We start from the raw sequence: 24411 nt of genomic DNA on the forward strand, positions 1-24411 counted from the left end.
AGGGGGACGAAGCGCGCTTCGTCCCCTTCCCCTGCGGACAAATGGCGCAATCGGACTTGCCTGCCGCAACGGAAAGGGCTTTTTGCAAAACAGAGCCTATTGCGCCGGAGTAAGCCCCCTTGAGCAACCGCACCGACCTTGCCGATCTCTCGACCTTTCTGGTGGTGGCCGAGGAGCGCGGCTTTACGCGGGCGGCGGCCAAGCTGGGCATTTCGCAATCGGCATTGAGCCACACGATGCGGCGGTTGGAAGAGCGGATGGGCATCCGCCTGTTGACCCGCACCACGCGTTCGGTGGCCCCGACCGAGGCGGGGGAAAAGCTGATTGCGCTGCTATCTCCGGCCATGGACCAGATCGAGCAGGGCATCGCGCAGGTGGCGCAATTGCGCGACAAGCCTTCCGGCCATATCCGCATCACCGCCTCTGAACATGCCGCCCGCACTTTGCTGTGGCCTGCGGTCAGAAAGTTGCTGCCCGAATATCCCGACATCCACATCGAAGTGTCGATCAACAACCGCTTTGTCGACATTGTGGAGGAGCGTTTCGATGCGGGCATCCGATTGGGCGAGGCGATTGCCCGCGACATGATCGCGGTGAAAATCGGGCCGGAAATGCGCATGGCCTGCGTTGGCTCACCCGCCTATTTTGAGCGCCACCCGATCCCGCAAACCCCGCAGGATCTAGCCCAGCACAATTGCATCAATATGCGCATGGCTTCCTCGGGCGGGCTTTATGCTTGGGAGTTTGAAAAAGACGGGCGCGCGATGAATGTACGGGTAGAAGGGCAATTAACCTTCAGCGGTTCGGGCATGGTGTTGCAAGCCGCCGAGGAAGGCCTCGGGCTGGCCATGACCATCGAGGATGTGGTGAAAGACAGCATCAAGGCAGGACGCCTGATCCGCGTGCTTGATGACTGGACCCCGCCCTTTGCCGGATACCACCTCTATTACCCCAGCCGCCGCCAGTCCTCGCCCGCCTTCCAACTGCTGGTCGATGCGCTGCGGCGGCACTCGCCCTCTGTTTGAGCGCAAAGGCTAGATCCGCTCCACCACCCATACCAGCGCGCAACCCAGAGCCAGCAAGGCCCCGCTCCAGCGCAGGATCGCCTCTGCGTCCCATTGGCGGGACATCAACACGACCGGCAGCGCGACAGCCACCAAAGCCAGTTGCGCCAATTCAATCCCGATGTTGAAACCCAAAGTGGCCAGCAAAACCTGCCCTACCGGCAATGCCATGTCGCGGATGGCGGTGGCAAAGGCCATGCCGTGGATCAGGCCGAAAAAGCCCGCAATCCAAGTCTCGCGCCCCGCATAAATCGGGTGCAGCGTATGCAGCGCCGACAGGGCAACCGACAGGGCGATCAGCAATTCGATCCTTTGCCCACCCTCCGGCAGCCAGCCCAGCGAGGTGGCCAGCAGCGATAGCGAATGGCCCAAGGTAAAGGCACTGGCCCGCCACACAACATCGCGCGTCAAGGCCCGCCAGCCACCGGCCGCCACCCAGCCCTTGCCCAAAGGGATCAGGCCAGCGGTCAAAAGCAGGGTCAGCAGGAAAGCCTGATGATCGGCTCCCTCGGCAATATGCCAGAGGCCCATCTGCACCATTTGCACCATCGCCTTCCACGCCAGACCTGCGCCCGGCGTGATGGCAATGCTCCCCTCGCCGCGCTCCACCCGGCCCAGCAACACCGCATTTTGCGGCAACACTCCGCCCTGCCAATCCTGCATCAACGAGACAATCGCGGTATGGTTCACCACCTCCCGCGTGATCGTGCCCAGTCGAAGCACCACCGACCCGACATTCTGCCCATCAGGCGGGATCAGGTCCACATCGACCAGCCAATCCTTGGCCGGATCGCCATCGGGCAGGCGTTCATTGGGAGGAGCAAGCCCCTGCACAGCCACGCGCCACGCCTGACCATCGCGCCCCTTAGCCGCCAAATGGCTGAACACATAGGCCCGCACCATTGACGCGGGCAGCGCTGGATAGGCCTTGAACAGCGGCGGCGGGCGCGGGATCTGCCCTGCCTCCACCAAGGCGAAGGCCAATTCCGAGGATGGCAGCACCAGATGCAAGCGCACCGCTTTGGGCTGCAGCCGCACCTCCACCATGGTTTGCAGGATAGGATGCGCGGTCACAGGCTTGGCCCACCCCAACAGACAGGCCAGCACCAGCAACCACAGACCACGCGACATCATCATCAGAACGAGAAATTGCCGCCATAGTCATAGGTCTTGTCGCGCCAGACCGTGTGATAATGGTTGGCGCTCAAGATCACCCCGCCCTGCACCGAAAATTCGATCCACACGCGTGGGCCATCAATGCGGACATAGGACCCCTTGGTGGCCAGATCGGAATAATTGGCCCATGCGATAGTGGTGGAGGCAAGGGCCGTGTCCGAAGTATAGGCATCATATTGCCCCGTCCCATTGGCATCCTGCGCATAGGTGGCAATCGCGGCTTTCACCAAAGCCTTCTGGCTATCACTCAGCGAGGAGACGGCCAGACCGCTCTGGGTGGGGAATTTGCCATCGGCCTGCGGGCCCACCACCAGATCGGATATGCCGGTGATCTTGGCGCTGGCCAATTGCGTGCTGGACAGGCTGCTGATCATGGCCAGAAACGCCTGCTGGCGGGTGGCCATGCCCTGAATGGTGCTGCCATTGGAGGTAAAGCTGACCGGCTCCAGCCCGACGAAATTGGGCGTCAGGCTGACCGGCGTGGCGCTGGCGTTGATCGAATAGAGATAGGTGTAGTGGTGTCCGGTAAATTCCAGAATCCACGCCCCGCTGGTCGATGGCGTGCCCAGAAACGAGATGTAATAATTGCCCGATCCATAGGTGGAACCGCCGCCAGCGGAATAGAGATAGTCATCGGCCAGCAAATTGTTGGTCACCTGCGCCTGCCCCGTGCTGGTCAGGGCGGCATTGACCAAAGCCATGGCGGCGGCCTTTTGCGCGGTGGTCAGGCTGCCCAGACTGAGGCCTTTACGCGTGGCCATGCTGGCGGGCAGGTTCGACCAATATTGCGTGGCATTGGTCGAGGTCAGCGACAATTGCACGCTGCTCTGCTGGCTGGTGCTGAGCGTGGAAAGGAAATTGTTGGCAAGGCAGGTCATATAGGCGCCCTGCCCGCTGCTGGTGGAACATGAGGAAGAGGACGCGCTGGAGGAGGAGGAACTCGACGAACTGGAAGAGCTGGAGCTGGAACTGCTGCTCGACGAACTGCTGCTCGAAGAGCTGGACGAGCTGCCCGACCCGCTGTCCCCGCCGCAAGCGGCCAGCAACAGCATGCCGCCCATCGCCCCCGCCATCGCCACATGCGAGGCGCGCAGCTTGTTCAGAATTTCCATCGTCATTTCCCGCCACCTTGTTTTGAACCGGGCGGTCGGCTCCAGACCCCATTGGCCCCGACCACCGCTCTTATGTCCAAAAATCTAGGCAGGCTGCTTGGCAGAGGTATTTCACGCTTTTTGCCGCAGCGTATGACCCCAAGGCTAAATGCCGATCACCGCGCTGCCGGTGTATCCGTCGGTGATATTGCCCGATAGCGTAGGCGTCATCTGGGCGATCTGGGCCGACGTGTTGTCTTTGAACACATTGTCCGTGGCGATGGAGATGGCATTGTAATTGGCGATGCTGGCGCTGTAGCGCGAATCGCCGTTGAACACGGCCACATTATTCGCCGCAGGCATCGCCAATTGCGAAATGAGCGAAGCGGTGCGCCCCGTGGCGCTGCTGCCCAGCCCGCTGCGGAACACTTCGAAATGGATATGCGGCCAGCGGCCCGAATAGCAACCGGGATAGATGGTGGTGAAGGTCACCTCGCCATTGCTATCAGTGATCTGCACCCCGCGCAGATAGCTTTCCCCTGTAACGCCAGAGGAATAGAGCGAATAACGCCCCTGTGCGTCACACTGCCAGATATAGATCGCCGCCCCCGCGATCGGCAAGCATCCAGTGGACACATCCACCAGACGCAGCGTCAAAGTCACCGCCACACCGGACGCGGTGGTGGTGGAGTTGATAAAGCTGGAACGTATGTCGGAGCGCACCACACCCGACACCGACAGGACATTCGACGTGGCCCCGCTGGAGGCATTGGTGCCATCGGCGGGATAGGGGCCATTGGTTTCGGTGGGATCGGCCACGCAACTGGTGGTGGCACTGCTGGAGCTTGCACTGGAGCTGGAGCTGCTCGATAAACTGCTGCTGGAGGAAGAGGAACTGGAGGAGGAGGAAGACGAACTGGAGGAAGTAGCCCCCGAACCCGAACCGCCATCGCCGCAAGCAACCAGCGCTCCCATGCTGCCCGCCGAGGCCAACCAGGCCAGCGCACGCCGCCGACCCAAGAGTCGCTCAAAAGCGGGTAGGTCATGGGCCAAACCGTGGCCTGCGGTGTCCTTGTCATCCATAGATAAATTCGCACTCCCTTTCGGCTTTAGCGCAAGATCGGCATATTTTTTATCACCGCCAGCGCCTTTCTTATCTCCTTGCCGCGCAAGTTTGCGCCGGTTTTACGGCTTTGTTGCAGCCACTCTGGTGAAAGGCCCGCAATCGGGCGCCACCATCCGGCACCACGCAGGCGAGGACGCGCGATGCAGCGCTACCGGCGCGATCAAGGCAAAGCCCGCCAACACGATACCCCAGCCAACCCAGCCCGCCACTGGCGCCAGCGCAATCTGTCGCCACAGCCGCGCCAACAGGCCATAGCTGGCCATCAAAGGCAGGAAATAGTGATAGAGATACAGCACCCTCTGTCCGTCGAGCCAGAACAGCGCCGTCATTTGCGCCATCCACAGCGCCAGACAGACAATAGCCACCCTGTCCCCACGCAAGGCCAGAGCCACGCCGCCGCAGAGGCCGATCAACCCCAGCCACCACGCGCCCCGATTGGGCACCAGCGCCAGCACGCGGACCTCGCTATCCCCTGCATCCCAACGATAGGTGATGCTGCCCAAACCCAGCGGCCAGCCAAAGGGATGCGAGCCATTGCCATCCATCCGCGTCATCCCCGCCAGATCCTGCGCCAGAAAAGCGCGCTGATCCTGAATTGCGGCCCATAGACGGACCATACCATCGGGCGCTTGGGCGTAGGTAGCGGACACATAGGCCTGATCGCGCCTGCCCGCCACAGTTCGGCCATCAGGCAACAATGGCGATGCGGCCAGATGCGCGGCATAGACCGCCACCAGCACTGCCAACCCAGCCAAAGCCGCCATAGCCAGCGCCCCCAGACCTTCGCGCGCCCCCCGCCTGCGCAACAAGGCAACGCAGGGCAATAACACGCCCAATAAAGCCCCATTGGCCCGCACCAAAGCCGCCGCCATCACCGCCCCGCCGCATAGCGCCGCCCAGCCCCAAGCCTTGCGCCAGCCCCGCGCCTCCATCCAGAGCAGCACAGCCAGCATAGCCAGCAGCGCAAAAGCGATCTGGAACCCGTCCAGATGCCCCGCCCGCATCTGCACCAGCAAAGCCGGATCGGCCAGATAGAGGAAGGACAGCAGCATGGCAGGCTCGGTCCTGCCGACCACTTGCCGCATCAAGCCATAGAACAGCCCCGCCCCCGCCACGCCCGCCAAGGCACTGGCGATGCGCAGGCCCGCAAAATCGAAACCCTGCGGCACATCACGCGCCGCCACGCTGAACTGCCCCGCGATCCCGCGCCAATCCACACCGGCATTCCAGCCCGCCAACCGATCCCCCCGAGCGATCAGCAGCAAGCCGAGCGGCGGATGCGAAGCAAACTGCAGGCGGCCTTCATGGTAACGCGCGGTGGAGGCCAGATAATAGCTCTCGTCCCAGATCGGTTGCCTCACCGCGCCCAAGTCCCACAGCAGCAGGAAAGCAGCCACGCCCATCACCGCCAACACAGGCAAGAGGCGAATGAGGAAAGGTCTGGAAACAGCCATGCCCCCAGCCTGCCCATGCCATTTGGCGCGGCGATGGCGGCGCATTTCAGCTTTGTTGCAGGCCCGCGCGGCGCCCGCAAATCTCCCGCAATTCGCCCGAGACAGTGCGAAAGCATCGTCATGAGGTGCGACTTTACCTTCTCCTTACCCCTGTGATCTGGGCTGCCTCTGTGTGGGCGGCGCCTTCTGCCTGCGCCGATGTGCTGCAAGTGGGCGAGGATGGCGCGACCCTGTGGCGGCGCAATGCGGGCAAGGTGGAATGGCAAGCAGCGCAGGCGGTCCCAACGCCACCTCCCCCGCGCCAGACGATCGCCCCTACCCATCTGGCCCCGCTTGCCGCGCAGGCCGCCGCCGCCCATGGCCTGCCGCCTGCCCTGCTGGAGGCGCTGGTCTGGCAGGAAAGCCGCTGGCACCCACAAGCTGTTTCACCCAAAGGCGCCATAGGGCTAGGGCAATTGATGCCCGCCACGGCAAGGGCGCTTGGCGTTGATCCCCATGACCCCGCCGCCAATCTGCATGGCGCGGCGCGCTATTTGCGGCAACAGATCGACCATTTCGGGGGCAACCTGCCATTGGCGCTGGCCGCCTATAATGCGGGCCCCAAACGCGTGGAGCAGGCAGGCGGCATTCCGCCCATCGCCGAGACGCAGGCCTATGTCCGAGCCATCACCCAACGTTTCCAACTCTCCACCGCAACAGGAGCCAAGACGCCATGAAGGCAAGTTTCCGCCATAGCTGGCGCGCCGCCGCCGCGCTGACCGCTACCATCCCGCAGGCCGCCATCGCCCAGAACCATGCTGGCCCCGCCGGTTCTGGCCCCGCCGGTTCAGGCCCCATCGTCTCGGCCATGATGTGGTTGCAGGGGACATTGATGGGCCAAGTGGCCACCACCGTCGCCGTCATCGCAGTGGCCATGGTAGGCTTCATGATGCTGACCGGCCGCCTAGACTGGCGGTTTGGCGCGACGGTAATTGTTGGCTGCTTCATCCTGTTTGGCTCGGCCGCGATCGTGTCGGGCATCCAGTCTGCCGCAGGCGGATAAGCGCCCATGACTGCCAGAGCCCCCGTCTTCCGCGCGCTGACCCGCCCCCAGATGTTTGGAGGGGTCACCTTCTCTTTCTTCATCCTCAACATGGCCATCACCACCGAGGCTTTTCTGATCACCCGCAGCTTTCTGGCGCTGCCGGTGGCTTTGCTGGTGCATGGCGCGGGCTATGTCGCCTGTTTGCGCGAACCGCGCATTTTCGACATCTGGCTGACCAAGGTGAGCCGCTGCGCGCGGGTCCGCAATTGGCGGCGCTGGGGGTGCAACTCCTATGCGCCCTAAATGGAAAGGCCCTGCTGCATGGGCCCCGCGTGAAGCCCGTGCGGGCGACCGCCTGCCCTATGCGCGCCATGTGAATGATGCGACCATCGCCCTGCGCGACGGTAGCGCGATGCAGGTGATCCATCTGTCCGGCCTGCCCTTTGAAACCGAGGATACCGGCCAGTTGGACCATATGCTGGCCCTGCGCGACCTGTTGCTGCGCTCGGCGCTGGATTCGCGCTTTGTGGTCTATCACCATGTCGTGCGCCGTCCGGTGGAGGCGGGATTGGACGCCACTTTCCCCAATCCTTTCACCGCGCTGCTCGATGCGCGCTGGCGGCAATCGCTGTCCGCCCAGCGCCTTTTTGTGAACGAGCAATATCTGACCATCCTGCGCCGCCCGCCGCGTGGCAAGCTGGGCCTGCTGGAACGGATCACCCGCCGTTCAGGCGACAACCAACCCGATGGCGGTGTCTTGCGCGAATTGTCGGCAGCCTGCGATGCGCTGCTGGCGGGACTATCCGCCTATGGCGCGCGGCGACTGACAAGGCATGGCCGGATTTCGGAGCCTCTGGCCCTGCTCTCCGCGCTGTATAATGGCGAATGGCGGCAAGTGGCCTGCGGTAGTGCCCCCGATCTGGGGCACTATCTGCCCTATGCCCGCGTGTCCTTCGGGCTGGACGCTATCGAAACCCGCCGCGCGGGAACCCGCGACTTTTCCGCCATGCTCAGCCTGAAGGACTATCCTGAAGCCACCGAGGCGGGCATGCTCGACACTTTGCTGCGCCTGCCCCATGCCCTGACCATCACCCAGACCTATGCCCCTGCCGACCGCACGCTGGCGCGCGAACGCATGGATCTGGCCATCCGCCGCATCCGTTCCGCCGATGCCGAAGCCTTTGCCGAGCGCGGACAGATGATGGCCGCCCGCGACGCTCTGGGCATGGGCAGCGCCGGCTTTGGCGACCATCACCTGTCGGTTTGTATACGTGCCGACAGCCTTGGCGCATTGGAGCAAGCCGCCGCCGCCGCGCAAAATGCGCTGGCCGAGGCAGGCGCGATTGCGGTGCGAGAGGATGTGAATATGGAGCCCGCCTTCTGGGCGCAATTCCCCGGCAATGAAGCCTATGCCGCCCGCCGCGCGCTGATTTCCAGCACCAATGCGGCAGGTTTTCTCTCGCTGCATGGGTTCCCTCTGGGGCAGGCCGAGGGTAACCATTGGGGCCAAGCCATCGCCCTGCTGCCCACCACCAGCGCCACGCCCTATTTCTTCAATTTCCATGGCAGTGATACCGGCGGGGCGGATCTGGGCAATTTCACCGTGATCGGCCCGTCGGGCAGCGGCAAGACGGTGGTGCTCAATTTCCTGATCGCACAGGCGCAGAAACATGCCCCCCGCACCATCGTGTTCGACAAGGATCGCGGGGCGGAAATTTTCCTGCGAGCCTGCGGAGCCCATTATGCGCGACTGACGCCGGGCCAGCCCACAGGATTCAACCCGCTGGCCATGGCGGATAGCGCGCCAACCCGCGCCTTCCTGCGCGATTTTCTGGCCTGTTTGTTGACCGCCGAAGGGCCGGAGGAGGCCGAAGTGATCGCAGAGGCCGTCGATGCCCTGTTTGATCACCCGCCCCATCTGCGCCGGCTGCGCCATCTGGCCGAATTGCTGGCGGGGCGGCACAGGCCACAGGCGGGCGATCTGGCCAGTCGCCTTGCCCCTTGGGTGCAGGATGGCCCGCATGCATGGCTGTTCGACCATGAACAGGACCGGCTCGACCTGTCGCAGCGCCTGCTCGGCTTTGACATGACCGCCCTGCTCGACAGCCCTGTGCTGCGCACACCGGCGATGATGTATCTGTTCCACCGCATCGAGGAAAGGCTGGATGGCCAGCCAACCATGATCTGCATCGATGAAGGCTGGAAAGCGCTAGACGATCCGGTCTTCGCGGCGCGCATCCGCGACTGGCTCAAAACGCTGCGCAAACGCAATGCTTTGGTCGGCTTTGCCACGCAAAGTGCGCGAGATGCGCTCGATAGCGCGATCAGCACAGCCTTGGTGGAACAGACCGCCACCATGATCTTCACCCCCAATGCCCGCGCCCGAACCCAGGATTATGCCGATGGCTTCGCGCTAACCGAGCAGGAGGTGGAACTGATCCGGGCCCTGCCCGCATCTAGCCGCTGTTTCCTGGTACGGCGTGCGCGCGAATCCATGGTGGTGCGCCTTGACCTGTCGGGCCATCCCGATCTGTTGGAGGTGCTATCCGGGCGGGAGGGCAGCACAAGGCGGCTCGATGCCTTGCGCGCCGAAAGAGGGGACCATCCCTCGCAATGGTTTGAAGCGCTCACCGGAACCCCATGGCCGGAGGAAGCCCCATGAATTGCCCCGCCCTGATCCCCGCCGATGGCCAGCCTGCTTTGGGCGCCATGCTGCGCGGGCTGGATTGTATGACCGCGCAGGCCAGTGCCACCGGCTTTGCCCGCCTGCTGGGCAGCCATGGCGCGCTCACCGGCGCGCTTACGCTCGCGCTCACGCTTTATGTCGCGCTGCTGGCCTTGGGCTTGATGAGCGGGCGGGCCAGCCTTTCGCTCTCCACCCTCACCCCGCGCATGATGACGCTTGGCCTTGCGCTGACATTTGCCACATCATGGATGGCCTATAGCCAGACGGTCTGGACCCTGCTGGCCAACGGGCCGGACTGGCTGGCGTCGCAAATGCTAGGGCTGCGCGGATCAGCAGCGCAGGCTTTGGCGGTCAGGCTGGATGGCTTGTTCGGCGTCCTGATGGACGCCGCCCGCGCCGCGCAGGAGGCGCAAGGCGATGCCAAGGGTATCCAACCCGCCGATCTACTCAACCTTTCCGCCCTGGTGCTGATGCTCGGCTCGGTCGGTGTGTTGGTGACCAGCAGGATCGTGCTGGCGGTCTTGCTGACGCTGGGGCCGGTGTTTGTGGTGCTGTCCATCTTTGGCGGCACGCGCGGCCTGTTTGAAGGCTGGCTGAAGGCAGCGGTCGGCTTTGCGCTGGTGCCGCTGTTCGCGGTGCTGCTGGGCGCGGGGGTCACCGAGGTTCTGACGCCCATGCTGCGCAGCATGGCGCAAAATGGCATCAGCATGGAGGAGGCCGCCGCTGTGCTGCTGGCCGCCACCATCCATAGCGCACTGATGGTGCTGGCGCTGAAAGTCACCGCCATGCTGACCGCAGGCTGGCGCTTGCCATGGGGGCAAGGGGCGCAAGATCAGCAATTGTCGTCGCCATTGTGGGGCAACCGGTTCGCACCACCCGCCCCGCCAAACATGCAAACCATCGCGCAAAGCACGACTGCTCCGCAACCCGCCGCAGCCGCCACCGACCGCCGCATCCGCGCCATTCTGGCCGCCACCGCCGTGCCGATGCCTGCCCCGCTCAGCCTGCCCATGGCGCCCGCGCGCGGGGCGCATGCGGCCGCGCCTGCCCTGCCCGCGTCGGGGCAAGGCGCAGCCTCGCGCCAAAGGCAATTGGCACGCCAAATTACCCGAAAGCCTTCTGTATGATCGCCCCTCTTTTGCTGGCCGCCGGTCTGCTGGCCCATCCCAAACCCGATCCGCGTGTCGCCCTGCGCGCCTATGAACCCGATACTATCACCTTGGTCGACACCCGCCCCGGCTTTGAAACCACCGTGCAATTTGCCGATGACGAGCATGTGGAAAACATCGCCATCGGCGACAGCGCCGCATGGCAAGTCACGCCCAACCGCCGCGCCAATCTGGTCTTTGTCAAACCGGCCAGTGCAAAAGCCCCCATCACCAACATGACCGTGGTGACCGACAAGCGCAGCTATCTCTTCGCACTGCATGTGGCGGCAAGGGCGCAATATTTGCTGCGCTTTGCCTATCCCGCGCCGGTTGTTAACCAACCTGCCGAAAGCCCCGCGCCGCAACCCAACCCCACTGCCCCGCGCCCCGCCACCGAAAGGCTCAACTTCGCATGGAAAGCCAGCGGCGACAAAAGCCTGTTGCCCGCGATGGTCTTGGACGATGGGCAGTCCACCTATCTGGCATGGCCGGACAAGGCCGCGCTGCCAGTCATTCTGGAGCCTTCGCCCGATGGCAAAGGCGCGGGCCCCGTCAACACCAGCCAGTCCGGCCCCTATATTGTGGTGGCCGGCAGGCACGACGTCCTGCTGCTGCAAGCAGGCAAGAAACAGGCACGGCTGACCAATCTGGCGCCTGAAACCATGCCCGAGCCACTATCGCCCGACGCCATCACCGCTGTCCCTGCCAGTGGAGGCCAGCCATGACGCCCCTGCCCCCCGATCCGCGCAAAGCGATGGAGGCCGAGGATCTGGCACAGGCCAGTCGCAACAGTTTCCCCGTGGTGGCCCAAAGCGCAAGGCGCAGCGACAAGGCCGGACTGGTGGCCGGTGGTGCCATCGCATTGGCGCTGGGCGCGTTGACCTTTGCCATGTTGCGCCAACCTGCTGCCCCGCTACCGGAAAGCGCGCCCAGCCCTGCCGCCGCCCCTGTGGCGAGTGAAACGCCAGCCCCAGCGCCTCCCCCGCCGCCGGTGACACCGGCGCAACAGGCGGCCATGACCTTGCCGCCCGCTTCGGCCAATCCCGCGCCTGTAACGTTGACGGCCACCACCGCACCTGCCGTGGGTAATCCGGTCACACTGGTCTATGATGCCCCCGCCAGCCAGACCAACCCACGCGAAGCCGTCCCCCATGCCGCGCCCGCAACCGCTGGCTCGGCCCAGCCGATGTTGAACGAAAACGAGGCTTTCAGCGCCCGCCTCGGTCATGGTGCGGTCGAAACGGTCAGCGCCACGCGTATGGAGCAGCCCGCGCTAACCGTGGCGCAGGGCACACTGATCCCCGCCATTCTGGAAACCGCGATTGACAGCGATCTGCCCGGCTATGCCCGCGCGGTGGTCAGTCAGGACATTCGCGGCTTTGACGGCAGCCGCGTGCTGATCCCGCGCGGATCGCGGCTGATTGGGCAATATAAAAGCGGGCTGCAGGCGGGTCAGACCCGCGTCTATGTGGTGTGGCAAAGGCTGATCCGGCCCGATGGGGTCAGCGTCATGCTCGCCTCGCCCGCGATTGAGTTTTCCGGCCGTTCGGGCCTGTCGGGGCAGGTCGATAGCCATTTCATGAAACGCTACAGCGCGGCCATCCTGCTCTCGATCCTGTCGGGCGCGGGGGCCATGACGGGCAATGGCACCAGCGTGGTGATCTCTTCGGGCAGTCAGGGCGCGGCATCGGTGGCGGCGCAAAATGATGGCAAGGTGCCGCCCACCGTCCGGGTCGCCTTGGGCCAGCCGATCCGCGTGTTCACCGCCCGCGATCTAGATTTTGCCAACGTGGAACCATGAGCCCAAAACCATGAGCGGCGTTTTCCTTGAAGCCTATCTGGCCCCGTTCCGCCCATGGCTGGACCGCGCGGATGTCAGCGAGATTCTGGTCAATCGCGCGGGCGAGGTCTGGGTGGAAGGCGCGCTAGGCATGGAGCGTCACGAAGCACCCGTGGATGACCGGCTGATCCAGCGACTGGCCGAACAGGTGGCGCGGATCAGCGCGCAGGGGATCAACCGGCAAAGCCCGCTGTTGGGCGCGACCCTGCCCGATGGCGCGCGGGTGCAGATTGTGGGGCCACCGGCCACGCGGTCGGGTTGGGCCATGGCCATCCGCCGCCATCGTCTGGTGGAAACGCCACTTGAAGCATGGCAGCCACAGGGCGGCCTGCCCCTGCCCACGGCGCGCCTGCCCCCGCCAGACCGCGCCGATCCGGTAGGCTGGCTGCGCAAGGCGGTGGCGGCGCGGGCGACCATTCTGATCGCGGGCGGCACGTCGAGCGGCAAGACCACTTTCCTCAACGCCCTGCTGGCCCAAGTCCCGCGCGGGGAGCGCGTGGTGCTGGTGGAAGACGCGCCCGAAATCCGTCTGACGCAGCCCAATGCGCTGGGCCTTATCGCCGTGCGCGGGGGCATGGGGGAGGCGCAAGTGGATGCCAATGATCTGTTGCAAGCGGCGCTGCGCCTGCGGCCCGATCGCATCGTGCTGGGCGAATTGCGCGGGGCCGAAGCGGTCACTTTCCTGCGCGCAGTCAACACCGGCCACCCCGGCTCTTTTTCCACCATCCACGCCAATTCCTGCTCCGGCGCGCTGGAGCAATTGGCGCTAATGGTGATGCAGGCGGGCCTTGGCCTCAGCCGCGCCGACACTTTGGCCTATGCCGCGCAAGTGGTGGATGCGGTAGTCTATCTGGAGCGCGACAGCACCGGCAGGCGCATTGCCGACATCGCCGCGCTCAAAGCCTAGGCGCTATTTCCCGCCTGCAAATTGCGCGAAATAGCTGTCCTTGTGCCATTGCGGACGTTCCGGCGCATTGGCTACATCCTTGACCAGATCAGCGACATAATCGGCAAAGCGGGCCGCATCGCGCGTGTTGACCGGCTGCTGCGCATCATCCTTGGGCGAGTGATAGATATTGGCGCGCCACGCCTTTTCCACTGCCTCCTCCGGTGTGCCTCGGGCAAAGCCCAGCTTCATGAACAGCGAGGGAATGCCCGCACGCACGAAATTATACTGGTCCGAACGGATGAACACATTCCGGTCCGGCAGGGGATCGGGCACCACCGGCAGCTTGTGCCGCGCCGAAACCGCCTGCGCCGCCGCGCCCAAAGTGCTTTCCTCATAGCCGATAGGCGTCACGCTGGTGAGCGGGAAGATCGGCAGCGGCATATCGAAATTGATGTCGGCCACCATGGCGGCCTTGGGCACGGTGGGATGGGCTACGAAATAGCGTGCGCCCAACAGGCCCGCCTCTTCCCCCGTGGGGATCAGGAAGAGCACAGAACGGCGCGGGGGCTTTTTCGCTTTGGCCAGATCACCGGCAATGGTCAAAACACTGGCTACGCCAATGCCATTGTCCAAGGCGCCATTGTAGATACGGTCACCATTGACCGGTTCGCCGATGCCCAGCCCGTCGAGATGCGCCGATACCACCACATATTCCCCCGCCAGTGCCTTGTCGCTGCCCGGCAGGATGGCGGCCACATTGGCGCTGGTCAGCGGCACAGTCTGGCTTGTCACGCGGGCGGAAATCTTTTGCGCCAGATCGAACAAGGGCAGCGGGCGCGAGGCATCGGCCAGCGCGGCCATTTCGGCATAGCTGTGCCCCGATCCGGCGAACAATGCCTCGCTGATCTCGGGGCTGATGCTGGCGGAGAAAAAGGGTGTTTTCGCATCGCGCGCGGCCCCATCACGCAGCATGATCGCCGCGCGGGACGACAGGCCGATCTGGCGCGACCACGGGATCTCGATCTGCTTGGCCGTGGTCAGGCTGATCATCCCCAGCGCGCCCTTTTCGATCAGGACGCGGATACGTTCCGAACGGGCAGTGGATTTGCGCGCGCCCGACACATCATCCGGCCCGCCAGTGATCACCACCACCACCTTGCCGCGCACATCCACGCCGCCAAAATCATCATGACCTGCGCCCAGATCGGGCATGGACAGGCCATAGCCAACAAACACCAGCGGCACATTGTCCAGAGCGGGCAAATAATCATGCCGCCCGTTCATGAAGGCCTCTTCCGGCAGTTTCAGCGAGCGCTGCCCGTCAGGCCCGACCAATGTGATCGCGCTTTGCGCATTGACCACTTTTTGCGAAACGAAATCGATGGGTTGGAAATAGCCCTGTGTCCCCGCAGGCTTCAGCCCCAACTCCTTGAACCGCGCGGCCACCAGCGCCGCTGCGCGGTCATAGCCAGGTGTACCCAAGGCGCGCCCTTCATAGGCATCGCTGGCGATTTCGCGCACAAAGGACCATATTTGTTCACCCTGAGCGGCCATGACATCAGAGGCAAGGGTATCAGGCTTGGTATGCGCCATCACCGGATGGGATGCCACCAATGCCAGAGCGAGCGAAGAAAACCGAGCAAAGCGCATGGGGCCAGACCTTGTAAAGCGAGACAATACCGCCAGCCTAGAACCACAAAAAAGACAGGGCAAGCGGGCTAAATTGCCTACTTGCCCTGCCGGAATTGTTCAAAACAGGCGCCTTGTTAATGGGCGCCTATTCTGGATTAGAAGCTAATCGACGCGTCGATGCCGAAGGTGCGCGGCGCGTTGAAGTTGCCATAATCACCCAGCACGTTGTTGATGCTGCCATTGACAGTGCTGGTGGTGGGCGAACCGGGCAGGCTGTTCGAGGGGTCGCGGCGGAACACATATTGCGTGTTCAGCATGTTGCGCGACCACACGGTCACCGTCAGCTTCTGGCCATTGTCACGCACCGGAATGTCGGCAACCGCGAAGCGGCCGTTGAACACCAGCGAGGCATCGTTATGCGTGGCAAACTGGTCGAAGGCCTGCGTCGACTGCGAGTAGTTCGCGTCGATGTGGAACTTCATCACAGCGCCAGCGCCACCGGCCGGAACTTCGTAGTCAGCCGAGGCCGACGCCGCATTGCGGGGGGTGTAAACGATGTAGAACTGCTGCCACACGCCCGTTTCGGGGATGTAGATCTTGGGGATGTGGGTGTAGGTATAGGCATAGGAACCGGTCAGGGTCAGGCCTTCGGCAACCTTGCCCGTCACGTCCAGTTCGATACCGCGGATCTTGGTGTTGGCCGAAGCATTCAGCGTCTTGAGGATGTTGATGCTGGTGCCGGTTGCCGAGTCCGTCTGGATCGAGCTGACGTCGACCTGGCTGTTCTTGCGGTCCATCATATAGGCGGCCAGATTGATGCGCAGCTTGCGATCAAACAGGTCCGACTTCAGGCCGAGTTCGTAGGACTTCACGTCTTCGGGGTTGAAGGCCAGATAGTTGGCGGTACGCGAGGAGGCACCACCGGCGCGGTAACCGGTCGCGAACTTGGCATAACCATGAACGTTGCTGTCCAGATCATAGGCCAGCGTGACCATCGGGTTGAAGCGGTTCCAGGTCTTGTTCAGCGGCGAATAGCCGTTGGCGGCGGCAACTGCGGTGTTCACGTCATAATTGACGTTGCGGAACATGTGCAGCACGCCCTTCTTCTGGTCGCGGGTGTAGCGGCCACCGACCGTCAGGTGCAGGTTATCCGCAAAGTGATAGGTGCCCTGACCAAAAGCGGCATAGCTCTTCGACCATACTTCCGAAGCGCGGTCGATCGAGGCGAAGGGGTTGGTGAACACGTTGGTGTTCACGGTAGCAGCCGTGCCATCGGCGTTCCACACCATCGACGAAGGCGTGGCGGCATTGTCGCTCACATGTTCGTTGAAGTAGAACAGGCCAGCCACGTAATCCAGCTTGCCGGCGGTGCCCACAGCCTGGAATTCCTGGCTGAACTGCGACTGCCACAGGTTGGCGAGCGAATAGCGGCTGAACGAACCGCTGGCGCTGTACACGGGAACGCGGTGTGCGCCGCCCGAGTTATCCCACTGCGTGGCGGTCACGCGGCGCCATGCGGTGATCGAGCGCAGTTCCAGATCGGACGAAACCTTCCACTTCAGGCTGTTGGTAAAGCCGCGGGTGGTGTCAACCGAAGGCTGCTGCGGCACGCCGATGTCGGCGGTGCGCATCAGGCTGCTGCCGTTGATCTGCACGATGCTGGGCAGAGCCTTCACGGTGCCGGTCAGCGTGGCATAGTTGGTGCCCGGCAGAGTGCAGGCGGCGGTGGCCGCACCGGCAACGCAACCGTTGGGGTTATAGTTCAGCAGCTGGCTGTAATAGGGGGTGTTCTTGTCCTGGCTCACGTCGAACGAGAAATCGTTGGTGATGCCATTGTCCGACTTCCAGCGCACAGCAGCGCGCAGACCCTTGCGGTCATAATAGCCCCAACCGACCTGACCGGCCATCGGGTTCTTGGTGATCGCGTCCTGATACTGGGTGATGGCGTCGATCTTGACGGCAAAGCCCTTGTATTCGGGCAGGTCAACGTGGAGTTCGGTGTTGTGCGAGCCGAGGTTACCCATGCCGCCCTGAATGCGGCCGCCAAACTGGCCCGAGGGGTTCTTGGCCACGATCGAGAGCGCGCCACCTTCGGTGTTGCGGCCGAACAGCGTGCCCTGAGGACCCTTCAGCACTTCGATACGCGCCACGTCGAACAGCGCGGCGTTGATGCCATGCTGGCGACCCAGATACACGCCGTCGATGTAGATACCCACGCCCTGCTCACGAGCGGGCTGGTTGGCGTCCAGAGGAACGATACCACGGATACCGATCGTCAGCGCCGACACGCGGGCTTCGAAAGGCGCAACGCGCAGCGAAGGCACAGCGCCATCGCCCAGATCCATCAGGCTCTGCACGTGACGCTTCTTGATTTCTTCATTGTCCATCACAGAGATGGAGATCGGCGTCTTCTGCAGGCTGGTTTCGCGCTTGGTGGCGGTCACCACGATTTCGGTCAGACCGCCCGAAGGAGCAGCTGCTTCATCGGCAAAAGCGGGCGAGGCGATCAGCGCCATCACGCTGGCGGCGGTAAACAGTTGCGAGGAATACTTCATAAAACCCCCATGAAAGCCACCGCCCGGAAAGGAAGAAGCGAAAGGGACGTTTGCCCCGAGCGGCTTGGCGTTGAGGCGGGCACTAGGCGGGTTTGATGACGCTTTATTGACGCATGTGTGACAGTTCTGTGAAATGGCGTTAAGGTTTGAAAGGCCGTGGCGTTCACGCCGCCAAAAGCGCTGTTTTTCGGGGATTCCCGACAAAGCCCTCTGCAAGATCAGACGATAGATTTCCTGATTTGGGGCAGATGATGGCATTTTTGCCACAGTAAAAATGACAGCCCCCTGTCACAAAGCAGCCCTTATCCAGCCCGCCAGCACGGGCAAACAGGCGAATCAGACGCCCCAGTGTGACAAAGGCAAGAACGCGCGCCGCCAAAAAGCAAAGGCCCGACCAGCATTCCGCCGACCGGGCCTTGCCTTTCCATCACCGCGTGATGGATTTAACGATAGGTTTTGGACAGCACCACCAGCGTGGGATCGCCCTCAAAGGCCTCGGGCGTGAAGCCCTTTTCGCGCTCCAGTTCGATGGCGGCATGGTTATCGCGGCTCTCGATCGAGATGACGCGGCGCACGCCCCTGCGTTCGGCTTCCTGCGCCAACAGGTCCAGCATCGCCCAGCCCACGCCGCGCCCGCGATAATCGGCACGCACCGATACGGCCACTTCGGCCGTGTCCAGCTTGCCATCACAGGCCAGCAGGCCCGAGGCGACCAATTCGCCCGCTTCAAAACCGACAAAGCTTTCCGAACGGAAATGGTCGGCATGCAGCAGCGGGTCGAGCTGGTCATGGCTGACATGCTCGCCAGCGGCAAAGAAGCGGAAGCGGCGGTCTTCATCGCTGACCTGATCGAAAAAGGCCGAGAGCGCGGCCTCGTCCTCTTCAACGACAGGGCGCACCGTAATGACCAGACCATCGCGGGTGGTCAGTTCAAACGCATGGTGAGCGGTGTTGACTTGAGTGGTAACATCGGCGGTCATCGCATTAGCCCCCTTGGCTATGGGAAAGGGATTGCGGGACAGGACATCCAAATTCCTGAGACGCGACATATTGTGGCGTCCCCCTGCCCCACCCGAAAAAGCCGCGCCTTGATCTAGACCAAGACGCGGCTGTTTATGGGGGGCGACTTTAGTCGCAGTTACCCGTCGATATTGTTCCGGAACGTTTCGGGCAGGAAGAACAGGCCGAACACGAAGGTCAGCGCTGCCACCACCACCGGATACCAGAAGCCGTAGTAGATATCGCCATTGGCCGCCACCATCGCAAAGCCGATGGCGGGCAACAGGCCACCCAGCCAGCCATTGCCGATGTGATAGGGCAAGGACATGGAAGAGTAGCGGATGCGGCTGGGGAAGAGTTCCACCAGCATGGCGGCGATCGGACCATAGACCATGGTCACCAGCAGCACGAGATAGAACAACAGGGCCACAACCACCGGCTTGTTCATCTGGGCAGGATCGGCCTTAGTGGGATAGCCCACCTTCGTCAGCTCACCCACCACAGCGGGCTTGGCTTCCACCGCAGGCTTGCCACCTTCGGCAGGCTTGGCAGGGGTTGCGGCCTTACCCACAATCGCGGTGGTAAAGGCAGCAATCGCCTTCTTCTTGTCCTCGCCGCTCACTTGGGCGGGATTGGGCGCCACGATCACTTTGTCACCAATGCTGACCGAAGCGATGGTGCCCGCAGGAGCATTGACCACATTATAATTGACCGCCGCCTTGGCCAGCGCGTTCTTCACGATATCGCAACTGGTGGTGTCAAACGGGTTCTTGCCCACGGGGTCAAATTGCGAGGAACATTCGGCAGGGTTGGCCGTCACGGTCACCGGAGCCGTCGCCAAAGCCTTGGCCAGCGCAGGGTTGGCGGCATTGGTCAGCGCGTGGAACACGGGGAACATGGTCAGCGCAGCCAGCGCGCAACCGGTGAGGATAATCGGCTTGCGACCGATACGGTCGGACAGCATGCCAAAGACAAGGAAGAAAGGCGTAGCCAGCAGCAGCGCGGTCATCACCAGCATATTGGTGGTGGGACCATCCACTTTCAGCATCTTTTCAAGGAAGTAGAGCGCATAAAGTTGACCCGTGTACCACACCACAGCCTGACCCGCGATGGCGCCAAAGAATGCGACCAGCACGATCTTCAGGTTCACCCATTTGCCGAAAGCATCGGCCAGCGGGGTCTTGGAACCCGAACCTTCGGCCTTGATCTTCTGGAACACCGGGCTTTCATGCAGCTTCAGACGCAGCCACAGGCCAAGGCACAGGAACAGGCCCGAGAGCAGGTAAGGCACGCGCCAGCCCCATTCCTTGAAAGCATCCTCGCCAATATAGGTGCGCACGCCATAGACCACCGCCAGCGCCATCAGCAGACCGGCCGTCGCGGTGATCTGGATCCAGCTGGTGTAAAAGCCGCGCTTGTTGTCGGGCGCATGTTCGGCAACATAGGTGGCCGCGCCACCATATTCGCCGCCCAGCGCCAGCCCCTGGAACATGCGCAGCAGCACCAGCATGATCGGCGCGGCCACGCCCACGCTCTTGTAAGTGGGCAGACAGCCCACAAGGAAGGTGGAAAGCCCCATCACCACTAGCGTGATGATGAAAGTATAGCGACGGCCAAAGATATCGCCAATATGGCCAAACACCAGCGCGCCAAAGGGGCGCACGATAAAGCCTGCCGCGAACACCAGCAGCGCCATGATGAAGGCCGTGGTGGAATTGAGACCGGTCAGGAACTGCGCCGCGATAATCGCGGTCAGCAGGCCATAGAGGTAAAAGTCATACCATTCGAACACCGTACCCAGCGAACTGGCGGTGATCACCAGCTTCTCGCTATGGGTTGCCGTATGGTGCTTGGGCAATCCCGTTATGTCGTCGACCACTCCATGTATTGTAGACATGAAAGCTCTCCCTCTTATATCTTAGAAATTATATTTAGCCGCAAATTCAAACCGGTCGAGGCTGCCCTTGGCGCCGCTGACCAATTCTCTTTCCCCGTGGCGATATTCGATACCCAGATCGATCATTTTCACCGGAGAGTAGAACAGGTTAATCGCCCCGCTCCAAGCCTTTTTGTTATAGGCCGCGATTGACGCTGCGCTCAGGCTGGAGTCATAGGATACCGCCTGCATCGAGCCGATCAGATTGACGCGGACGGTCGGGCTGATCGCCACATGGGCCGCCGCCAAGGCCGCGAAGGTCTTGACATTGGCCAGACTATTGCTGGTGGGCATATAGACCGCATCGGGCGAGAAATTGAGACCGACATAGCGCCCGATCCCTTGGCCATAGGTGGCCATCAGGCGCAGGTCGCTGGTCTTGTTGGCGTTGAGGAAATATTTGGCGCCGGTGGAAATACCATAACCCTTGGTGGTAACCCCCGCCCCCGACACTTCGGCGCGGATTTGGCGGCCGATACCGGCCACCGACAATTCGCCCTTAGCGCTGGCATAGGCCAGACGGACCACCGCATCGGGCACATGGTCGGTGCCATTTTCCACCAAAGTGGCCGAACCTGCGGTGGCCGTGGCGCTTTCGGGATTTTCCGCGGCCAGATGCAGCGTCATCCCCTTGCCCAAGGGCGTGCTGTAGCGGATCAAGGGCTGGCGGATGAAGACGGTGCCTTCGGTCGCGCCCACAAAGTCGGTCGATTCCGGCAGGGCGGCGGTATATTGGAACGTGGTCCAATCCTGACCAAAGGTCCATTTGTCAAACTGGACAAAGGCGCGGCGCAGCGCCAGCGTATAGCCATTGGTGGTGCGCTGGCTACCGCCGCCCGCCACATTCTGCGCGGCGCTGGCCGTGGTTTGAAAGTCGGTTTCCAGATAGCCCTTCACCACATGGCCCGCCACCTGGCTCTCGATATTCAGCCACAGGCGGGTCTGTTTGGCCGAGAAGTCGGTATCGGTGGTGGGCTTGCTGGTGGCGCTGGCCACGGGCAGGGTTTGTGGCAAATAGAAATCGCGGCCCAAAGTGTTGCTGGCCACCGCGCCGCCGTCATAATGGCTGCTGTCGGCGTTTAGTTTCAGGAAGCCGCCGATTTTCACCGTGGTGCTGCCCACGCGCATGCCTTCGGGCTGCGGCTTCTTTTCCGCAACGGCCAGACGGGTGGATGTCTCGCGGCTTTCCTTGGCCACGCTTTGCGCCAGTTGCGTGGCGCTAGCGGCATGGGCGTCCGCAGCACTGGCTGCTTGGGCCACGGCCACGGTTTCAGCCTTGGCGTTGGCCGCTTGCCCACGCAATTGGGCGATTTCGGCTTCCAGCTTTTCCAGACGGGCCACCAACGCAGCCTCGCGCTGGGCAGCAGTGGATTTGGCCACCGGTTTGGTCGAGGCATGGGCTACAGACGTGCTGGCCAGCGCCGTGGCCGCCATCAGCCATGCCAGCGCTGCCCTTTTCCGATCGGGCATACATCTCTCTCCTTATGCCCGTTCGAGCGCTTCATCGCTTCTTGGGCATGGTTGGAGCATCACGCCGATCGCCTTTGTCCGCCATCCTGACAAAAGTCGCCCCTCCTCCCAGAAGCGTAAGACCTTTGTATAGTCTTTCCCTCGACACGCTTCGGGCGTAGCATCATGGCCAAAGGGGCAAACCCGCTAGACCAATAAAGAGGAGCCAAGAGCGATGGGCGAGAGCCTTTATCCCGTGCCTGCACAATGGGCAGCCAATGCTTTGGTGGACGAGGCTGGCTATAACGCCATGCATGCGCGATCGGTGGAAGACCCCGAAGGATTCTGGGGCGAACATGGCCTGCGGCTCGACTGGATCAAGCCCTATTCCACGGTGAAGCAGACCAGCTATCACAAAGAAGACTTCGGCATCCGCTGGTTTGCCGATGGTACGCTCAACCTTTGCGCCAATGCGCTGGACCGCCATCTGGCCACGCGCGGCGATCAGGTCGCCATCCTGTGGGAACCCGACAGCCCCACCGATGCCGAACGCCGCATCACCTATCGTGAGCTGCACGAGGATGTGTGCCGTCTGGCCAATGTGCTAAAGGCCCAAGGCGTGCAGAAGGGCGACCGCGTGACGCTCTATCTGCCCATGGTGCCCGAAGCGGCGGTGGCCATGCTGGCCTGCGCCCGCATCGGCGCGATCCATTCGATCGTGTTCGCCGGTTTCAGCCCCGAAGCGCTGGCAGGCCGCATTGACGACTGCGGCAGCCGCATCGTCCTGACCTGCGATGAAGGCCTGCGCGGGGGCAAGAAGGTTCCTCTGAAAGCCAATGTCGACGCCGCGATGGACCATGCCCCCGGCGTGGAATGCGTGATCGTTCTGAAGCGCACCGGCGCCGATGTGCCGATGGTGGAAGGCCGCGATATTGACTGGCATACGGCCACGGCAGCAGCCAGCACGGACTGCCCGCCGGAAGAAATGAATGCGGAAGACCCGCTGTTCATCCTCTACACCTCCGGCTCCACCGGCAAGCCCAAGGGCGTGCTGCATACCACCGGCGGCTATGCCGTGTGGGCCAGCATGACGCATCAATATGTGTTCGATTACCGACCCGGACAAATCTACTGGTGCGCGGCCGATGTGGGCTGGGTCACGGGCCATTCCTATGTCGTCTATGGCCCGCTGATCAATGGCGGCACCACGGTGATGTTCGAAGGCGTGCCCAACTATCCCGATCCCAGCCGTTTCTGGCAGGTGGTGGACAAGTTCAAGGTCGAAATCTTCTATGGCGCCCCCACCGCCCTGCGCGCCCTGATGCGCGAAGGCGATGACTGGGTGAAAAAGACCTCGCGCTCGTCCTTGCGCCTACTGGGCAGCGTGGGCGAACCGATCAACCCCGAAGCTTGGGAATGGTATCACAAGGTGGTAGGCGAAAACCGCTGCCCGATCGTGGACACCTGGTGGCAGACCGAGACGGGCGGCGCGATGATCACGCCTTTACCCGGCGCCACGGCGCTGAAGCCCGGTTCGGCCTCCAAGCCTTTCTTTGGCGTGCAGCCGCTGTTGCTCGACAATGATGGCAAGGTGATGGAAGGCGCGGGCGAAGGCTGTCTGGTGATCGCCGACAGTTGGCCCGGCCAGATGCGCGGCGTCTGGGGCGATGAAGAACGCTTTTTCAACACCTATTTCACCACCTTTGCCGGCTATTACTTCACCGGCGACGGCTGCCGCCGCGACGAGGATGGCTATTACTGGATCACCGGCCGTATTGACGATGTGATCAACGTGTCCGGCCACCGCATGGGCACGGCCGAAATCGAAAGCGCGCTGGTCGCCCATGCCAAGGTGGCCGAGGCCGCCGTGGTGGGCATGCCGCACGAGATCAAGGGACAGGGCATTTACGCCTATGTCACCTGCAACGCCGATGTGGAGCCGACCGAGGCCCTGCGCAAGGAATTGGTGCAATGGGTGCGGCACGAGATCGGGCCGATTGCCACACCGGACGTGATCCAGTTCGCCCCCGGCCTGCCAAAGACCCGTTCGGGCAAGATCATGCGCCGCATTCTGCGCAAGATTGCCGAGAATGATGTCAGCTCGCTGGGTGACACTTCCACGCTGGCCGACCCTTCCGTGGTCGACCATCTGGTGGAAAACCGTCCGGCTCTGGCCCACGCCTGATCTGACACGGCGATAGGTTAAAGCAATGGGCTTTGCGTGACAGCGCAAGGCCCATTGTCGTTTGGGCCATCCACCTTGCCGATCGGGAACCTTTTTGCGCAATATGCAACCAAACTCTTGCCCCAAGCCTCTTGCCCTCTATGCAGTCTAGCCTAAA

19 protein-coding genes are annotated in these 24411 nt (G+C 62.7%); 10 read left to right on the top strand and 9 right to left on the bottom strand.

Going from position 1 to position 24411, the window contains the following annotated elements:
* The first annotated feature begins 119 nt into the window (after positions 1–119).
* Positions 120–1025, top strand: a complete 906-nt coding sequence (locus tag EOE18_RS00275) for a LysR family transcriptional regulator (RefSeq protein ID WP_127705053.1) — start codon at positions 120–122, stop codon at positions 1023–1025.
* Between the two features lie 9 nt (positions 1026–1034).
* Here EOE18_RS00275 and EOE18_RS00280 read toward each other — a convergent pair whose 3' ends face one another.
* From EOE18_RS00280 to EOE18_RS00295, 4 genes are all read right to left on the bottom strand, one after another.
* Positions 1035–2201, bottom strand: coding sequence for a HupE/UreJ family protein (locus EOE18_RS00280; protein WP_127705055.1), 1167 nt, complete (start codon positions 2199–2201; stop codon positions 1035–1037).
* On the bottom strand, positions 2201–3358 hold the full coding sequence (locus EOE18_RS00285) for a DUF3500 domain-containing protein (protein ID WP_127705057.1): 1158 nt from the start codon (positions 3356–3358) through the stop codon (positions 2201–2203). The genes EOE18_RS00280 and EOE18_RS00285 overlap by 1 nt, the downstream gene beginning before the upstream one ends.
* Before the next feature lie 138 nt (positions 3359–3496).
* On the bottom strand, positions 3497–4414 hold the full coding sequence (locus EOE18_RS00290; protein ID WP_127705059.1) for an intradiol ring-cleavage dioxygenase: 918 nt from the start codon (positions 4412–4414) through the stop codon (positions 3497–3499).
* A 102-nt stretch (positions 4415–4516) separates the two neighbouring features.
* Positions 4517–5911, bottom strand: a complete 1395-nt coding sequence (locus tag EOE18_RS00295) for a phospholipid carrier-dependent glycosyltransferase (protein WP_164852614.1) — start codon at positions 5909–5911, stop codon at positions 4517–4519.
* Between the two features lie 125 nt (positions 5912–6036).
* Between EOE18_RS00295 and EOE18_RS00300 the strand changes: the two genes are divergently transcribed.
* From EOE18_RS00300 to virB11, 8 genes are read left to right on the top strand one after another with little or no spacing between them, the layout of a single operon-like run.
* The gene (locus EOE18_RS00300; protein ID WP_246027177.1) at positions 6037–6627 is read left to right on the top strand and encodes a lytic transglycosylase domain-containing protein; all 591 of its coding nucleotides are present in this window, start codon (positions 6037–6039) and stop codon (positions 6625–6627) included.
* Positions 6624–6953, top strand: coding sequence for a TrbC/VirB2 family type IV secretion system protein (locus EOE18_RS00305; RefSeq protein WP_127705064.1), 330 nt, complete (start codon positions 6624–6626; stop codon positions 6951–6953). Before EOE18_RS00300 ends, EOE18_RS00305 begins: the two co-directional genes overlap by 4 nt.
* 6 nt (positions 6954–6959) lie before the next feature.
* Positions 6960–7238 carry a VirB3 family type IV secretion system protein gene (locus tag EOE18_RS00310; RefSeq protein ID WP_127705066.1) on the top strand — a complete coding sequence of 93 codons (279 nt, stop codon included), beginning with the start codon at positions 6960–6962 and terminating at the stop codon, positions 7236–7238.
* Positions 7228–9597, top strand: coding sequence for a VirB4 family type IV secretion/conjugal transfer ATPase (locus EOE18_RS00315; protein WP_127705068.1), 2370 nt, complete (start codon positions 7228–7230; stop codon positions 9595–9597). Before EOE18_RS00310 ends, EOE18_RS00315 begins: the two co-directional genes overlap by 11 nt.
* The gene (locus EOE18_RS00320) at positions 9594–10748 is read left to right on the top strand and encodes a TrbL/VirB6 family protein (protein WP_164852615.1); all 1155 of its coding nucleotides are present in this window, start codon (positions 9594–9596) and stop codon (positions 10746–10748) included. The genes EOE18_RS00315 and EOE18_RS00320 overlap by 4 nt, the downstream gene beginning before the upstream one ends.
* Positions 10745–11494, top strand: a complete 750-nt coding sequence (locus EOE18_RS00325) for a TrbG/VirB9 family P-type conjugative transfer protein (RefSeq protein WP_164852616.1) — start codon at positions 10745–10747, stop codon at positions 11492–11494. Before EOE18_RS00320 ends, EOE18_RS00325 begins: the two co-directional genes overlap by 4 nt.
* On the top strand, positions 11491–12570 hold the full coding sequence (locus EOE18_RS00330) for a TrbI/VirB10 family protein (RefSeq protein ID WP_127705073.1): 1080 nt from the start codon (positions 11491–11493) through the stop codon (positions 12568–12570). Before EOE18_RS00325 ends, EOE18_RS00330 begins: the two co-directional genes overlap by 4 nt.
* A 10-nt stretch (positions 12571–12580) precedes the next feature.
* Complete coding sequence (virB11, locus tag EOE18_RS00335; RefSeq protein ID WP_127705075.1) at positions 12581–13516, top strand: P-type DNA transfer ATPase VirB11; 936 nt, start codon at positions 12581–12583, stop codon at positions 13514–13516.
* A gap of 3 nt (positions 13517–13519) precedes the next feature.
* On the opposite strand, the gene EOE18_RS00340 is transcribed toward virB11, so the two are convergent.
* The 5 genes from EOE18_RS00340 to EOE18_RS00360 all read right to left on the bottom strand — a co-directional run bounded on the left by EOE18_RS00340 (position 13520) and on the right by EOE18_RS00360 (position 22090).
* Positions 13520–15148, bottom strand: coding sequence for a M28 family peptidase (locus EOE18_RS00340; protein WP_127705076.1), 1629 nt, complete (start codon positions 15146–15148; stop codon positions 13520–13522).
* Between the two features lie 137 nt (positions 15149–15285).
* Positions 15286–17685, bottom strand: a complete 2400-nt coding sequence (locus tag EOE18_RS00345) for a TonB-dependent receptor (protein WP_127705078.1) — start codon at positions 17683–17685, stop codon at positions 15286–15288.
* Positions 17686–18128: 443 nt separating this feature from the next.
* Entirely contained in the window at positions 18129–18665 is a 537-nt protein-coding gene (locus EOE18_RS00350; protein WP_127705079.1) for a GNAT family N-acetyltransferase, read from the bottom strand.
* Between the two features lie 158 nt (positions 18666–18823).
* Positions 18824–20581 (bottom strand): MFS transporter, encoded by a 1758-nt coding sequence (locus EOE18_RS00355; RefSeq protein WP_127705081.1) that lies wholly within the window; start codon positions 20579–20581, stop codon positions 18824–18826.
* A gap of 21 nt (positions 20582–20602) precedes the next feature.
* Positions 20603–22090: a DcaP family trimeric outer membrane transporter gene (locus EOE18_RS00360; RefSeq protein WP_127705083.1), complete on the bottom strand. Its 1488-nt coding sequence runs from the start codon at positions 22088–22090 to the stop codon at positions 20603–20605.
* A gap of 214 nt (positions 22091–22304) precedes the next feature.
* Here EOE18_RS00360 and acs point away from each other — a divergent pair, with 214 nt between their 5' ends.
* A complete protein-coding gene (gene acs, locus EOE18_RS00365) occupies positions 22305–24254 on the top strand; it encodes an acetate--CoA ligase (protein WP_127705085.1) in 1950 nt (649 codons plus the stop codon).
* The last annotated feature ends 157 nt before the right edge of the window (positions 24255–24411 follow it).

This window comes from Novosphingobium umbonatum (assembly GCF_004005905.1).
In the GTDB taxonomy this organism is placed as follows: Bacteria; Pseudomonadota; Alphaproteobacteria; order Sphingomonadales; family Sphingomonadaceae; genus Novosphingobium; species Novosphingobium umbonatum.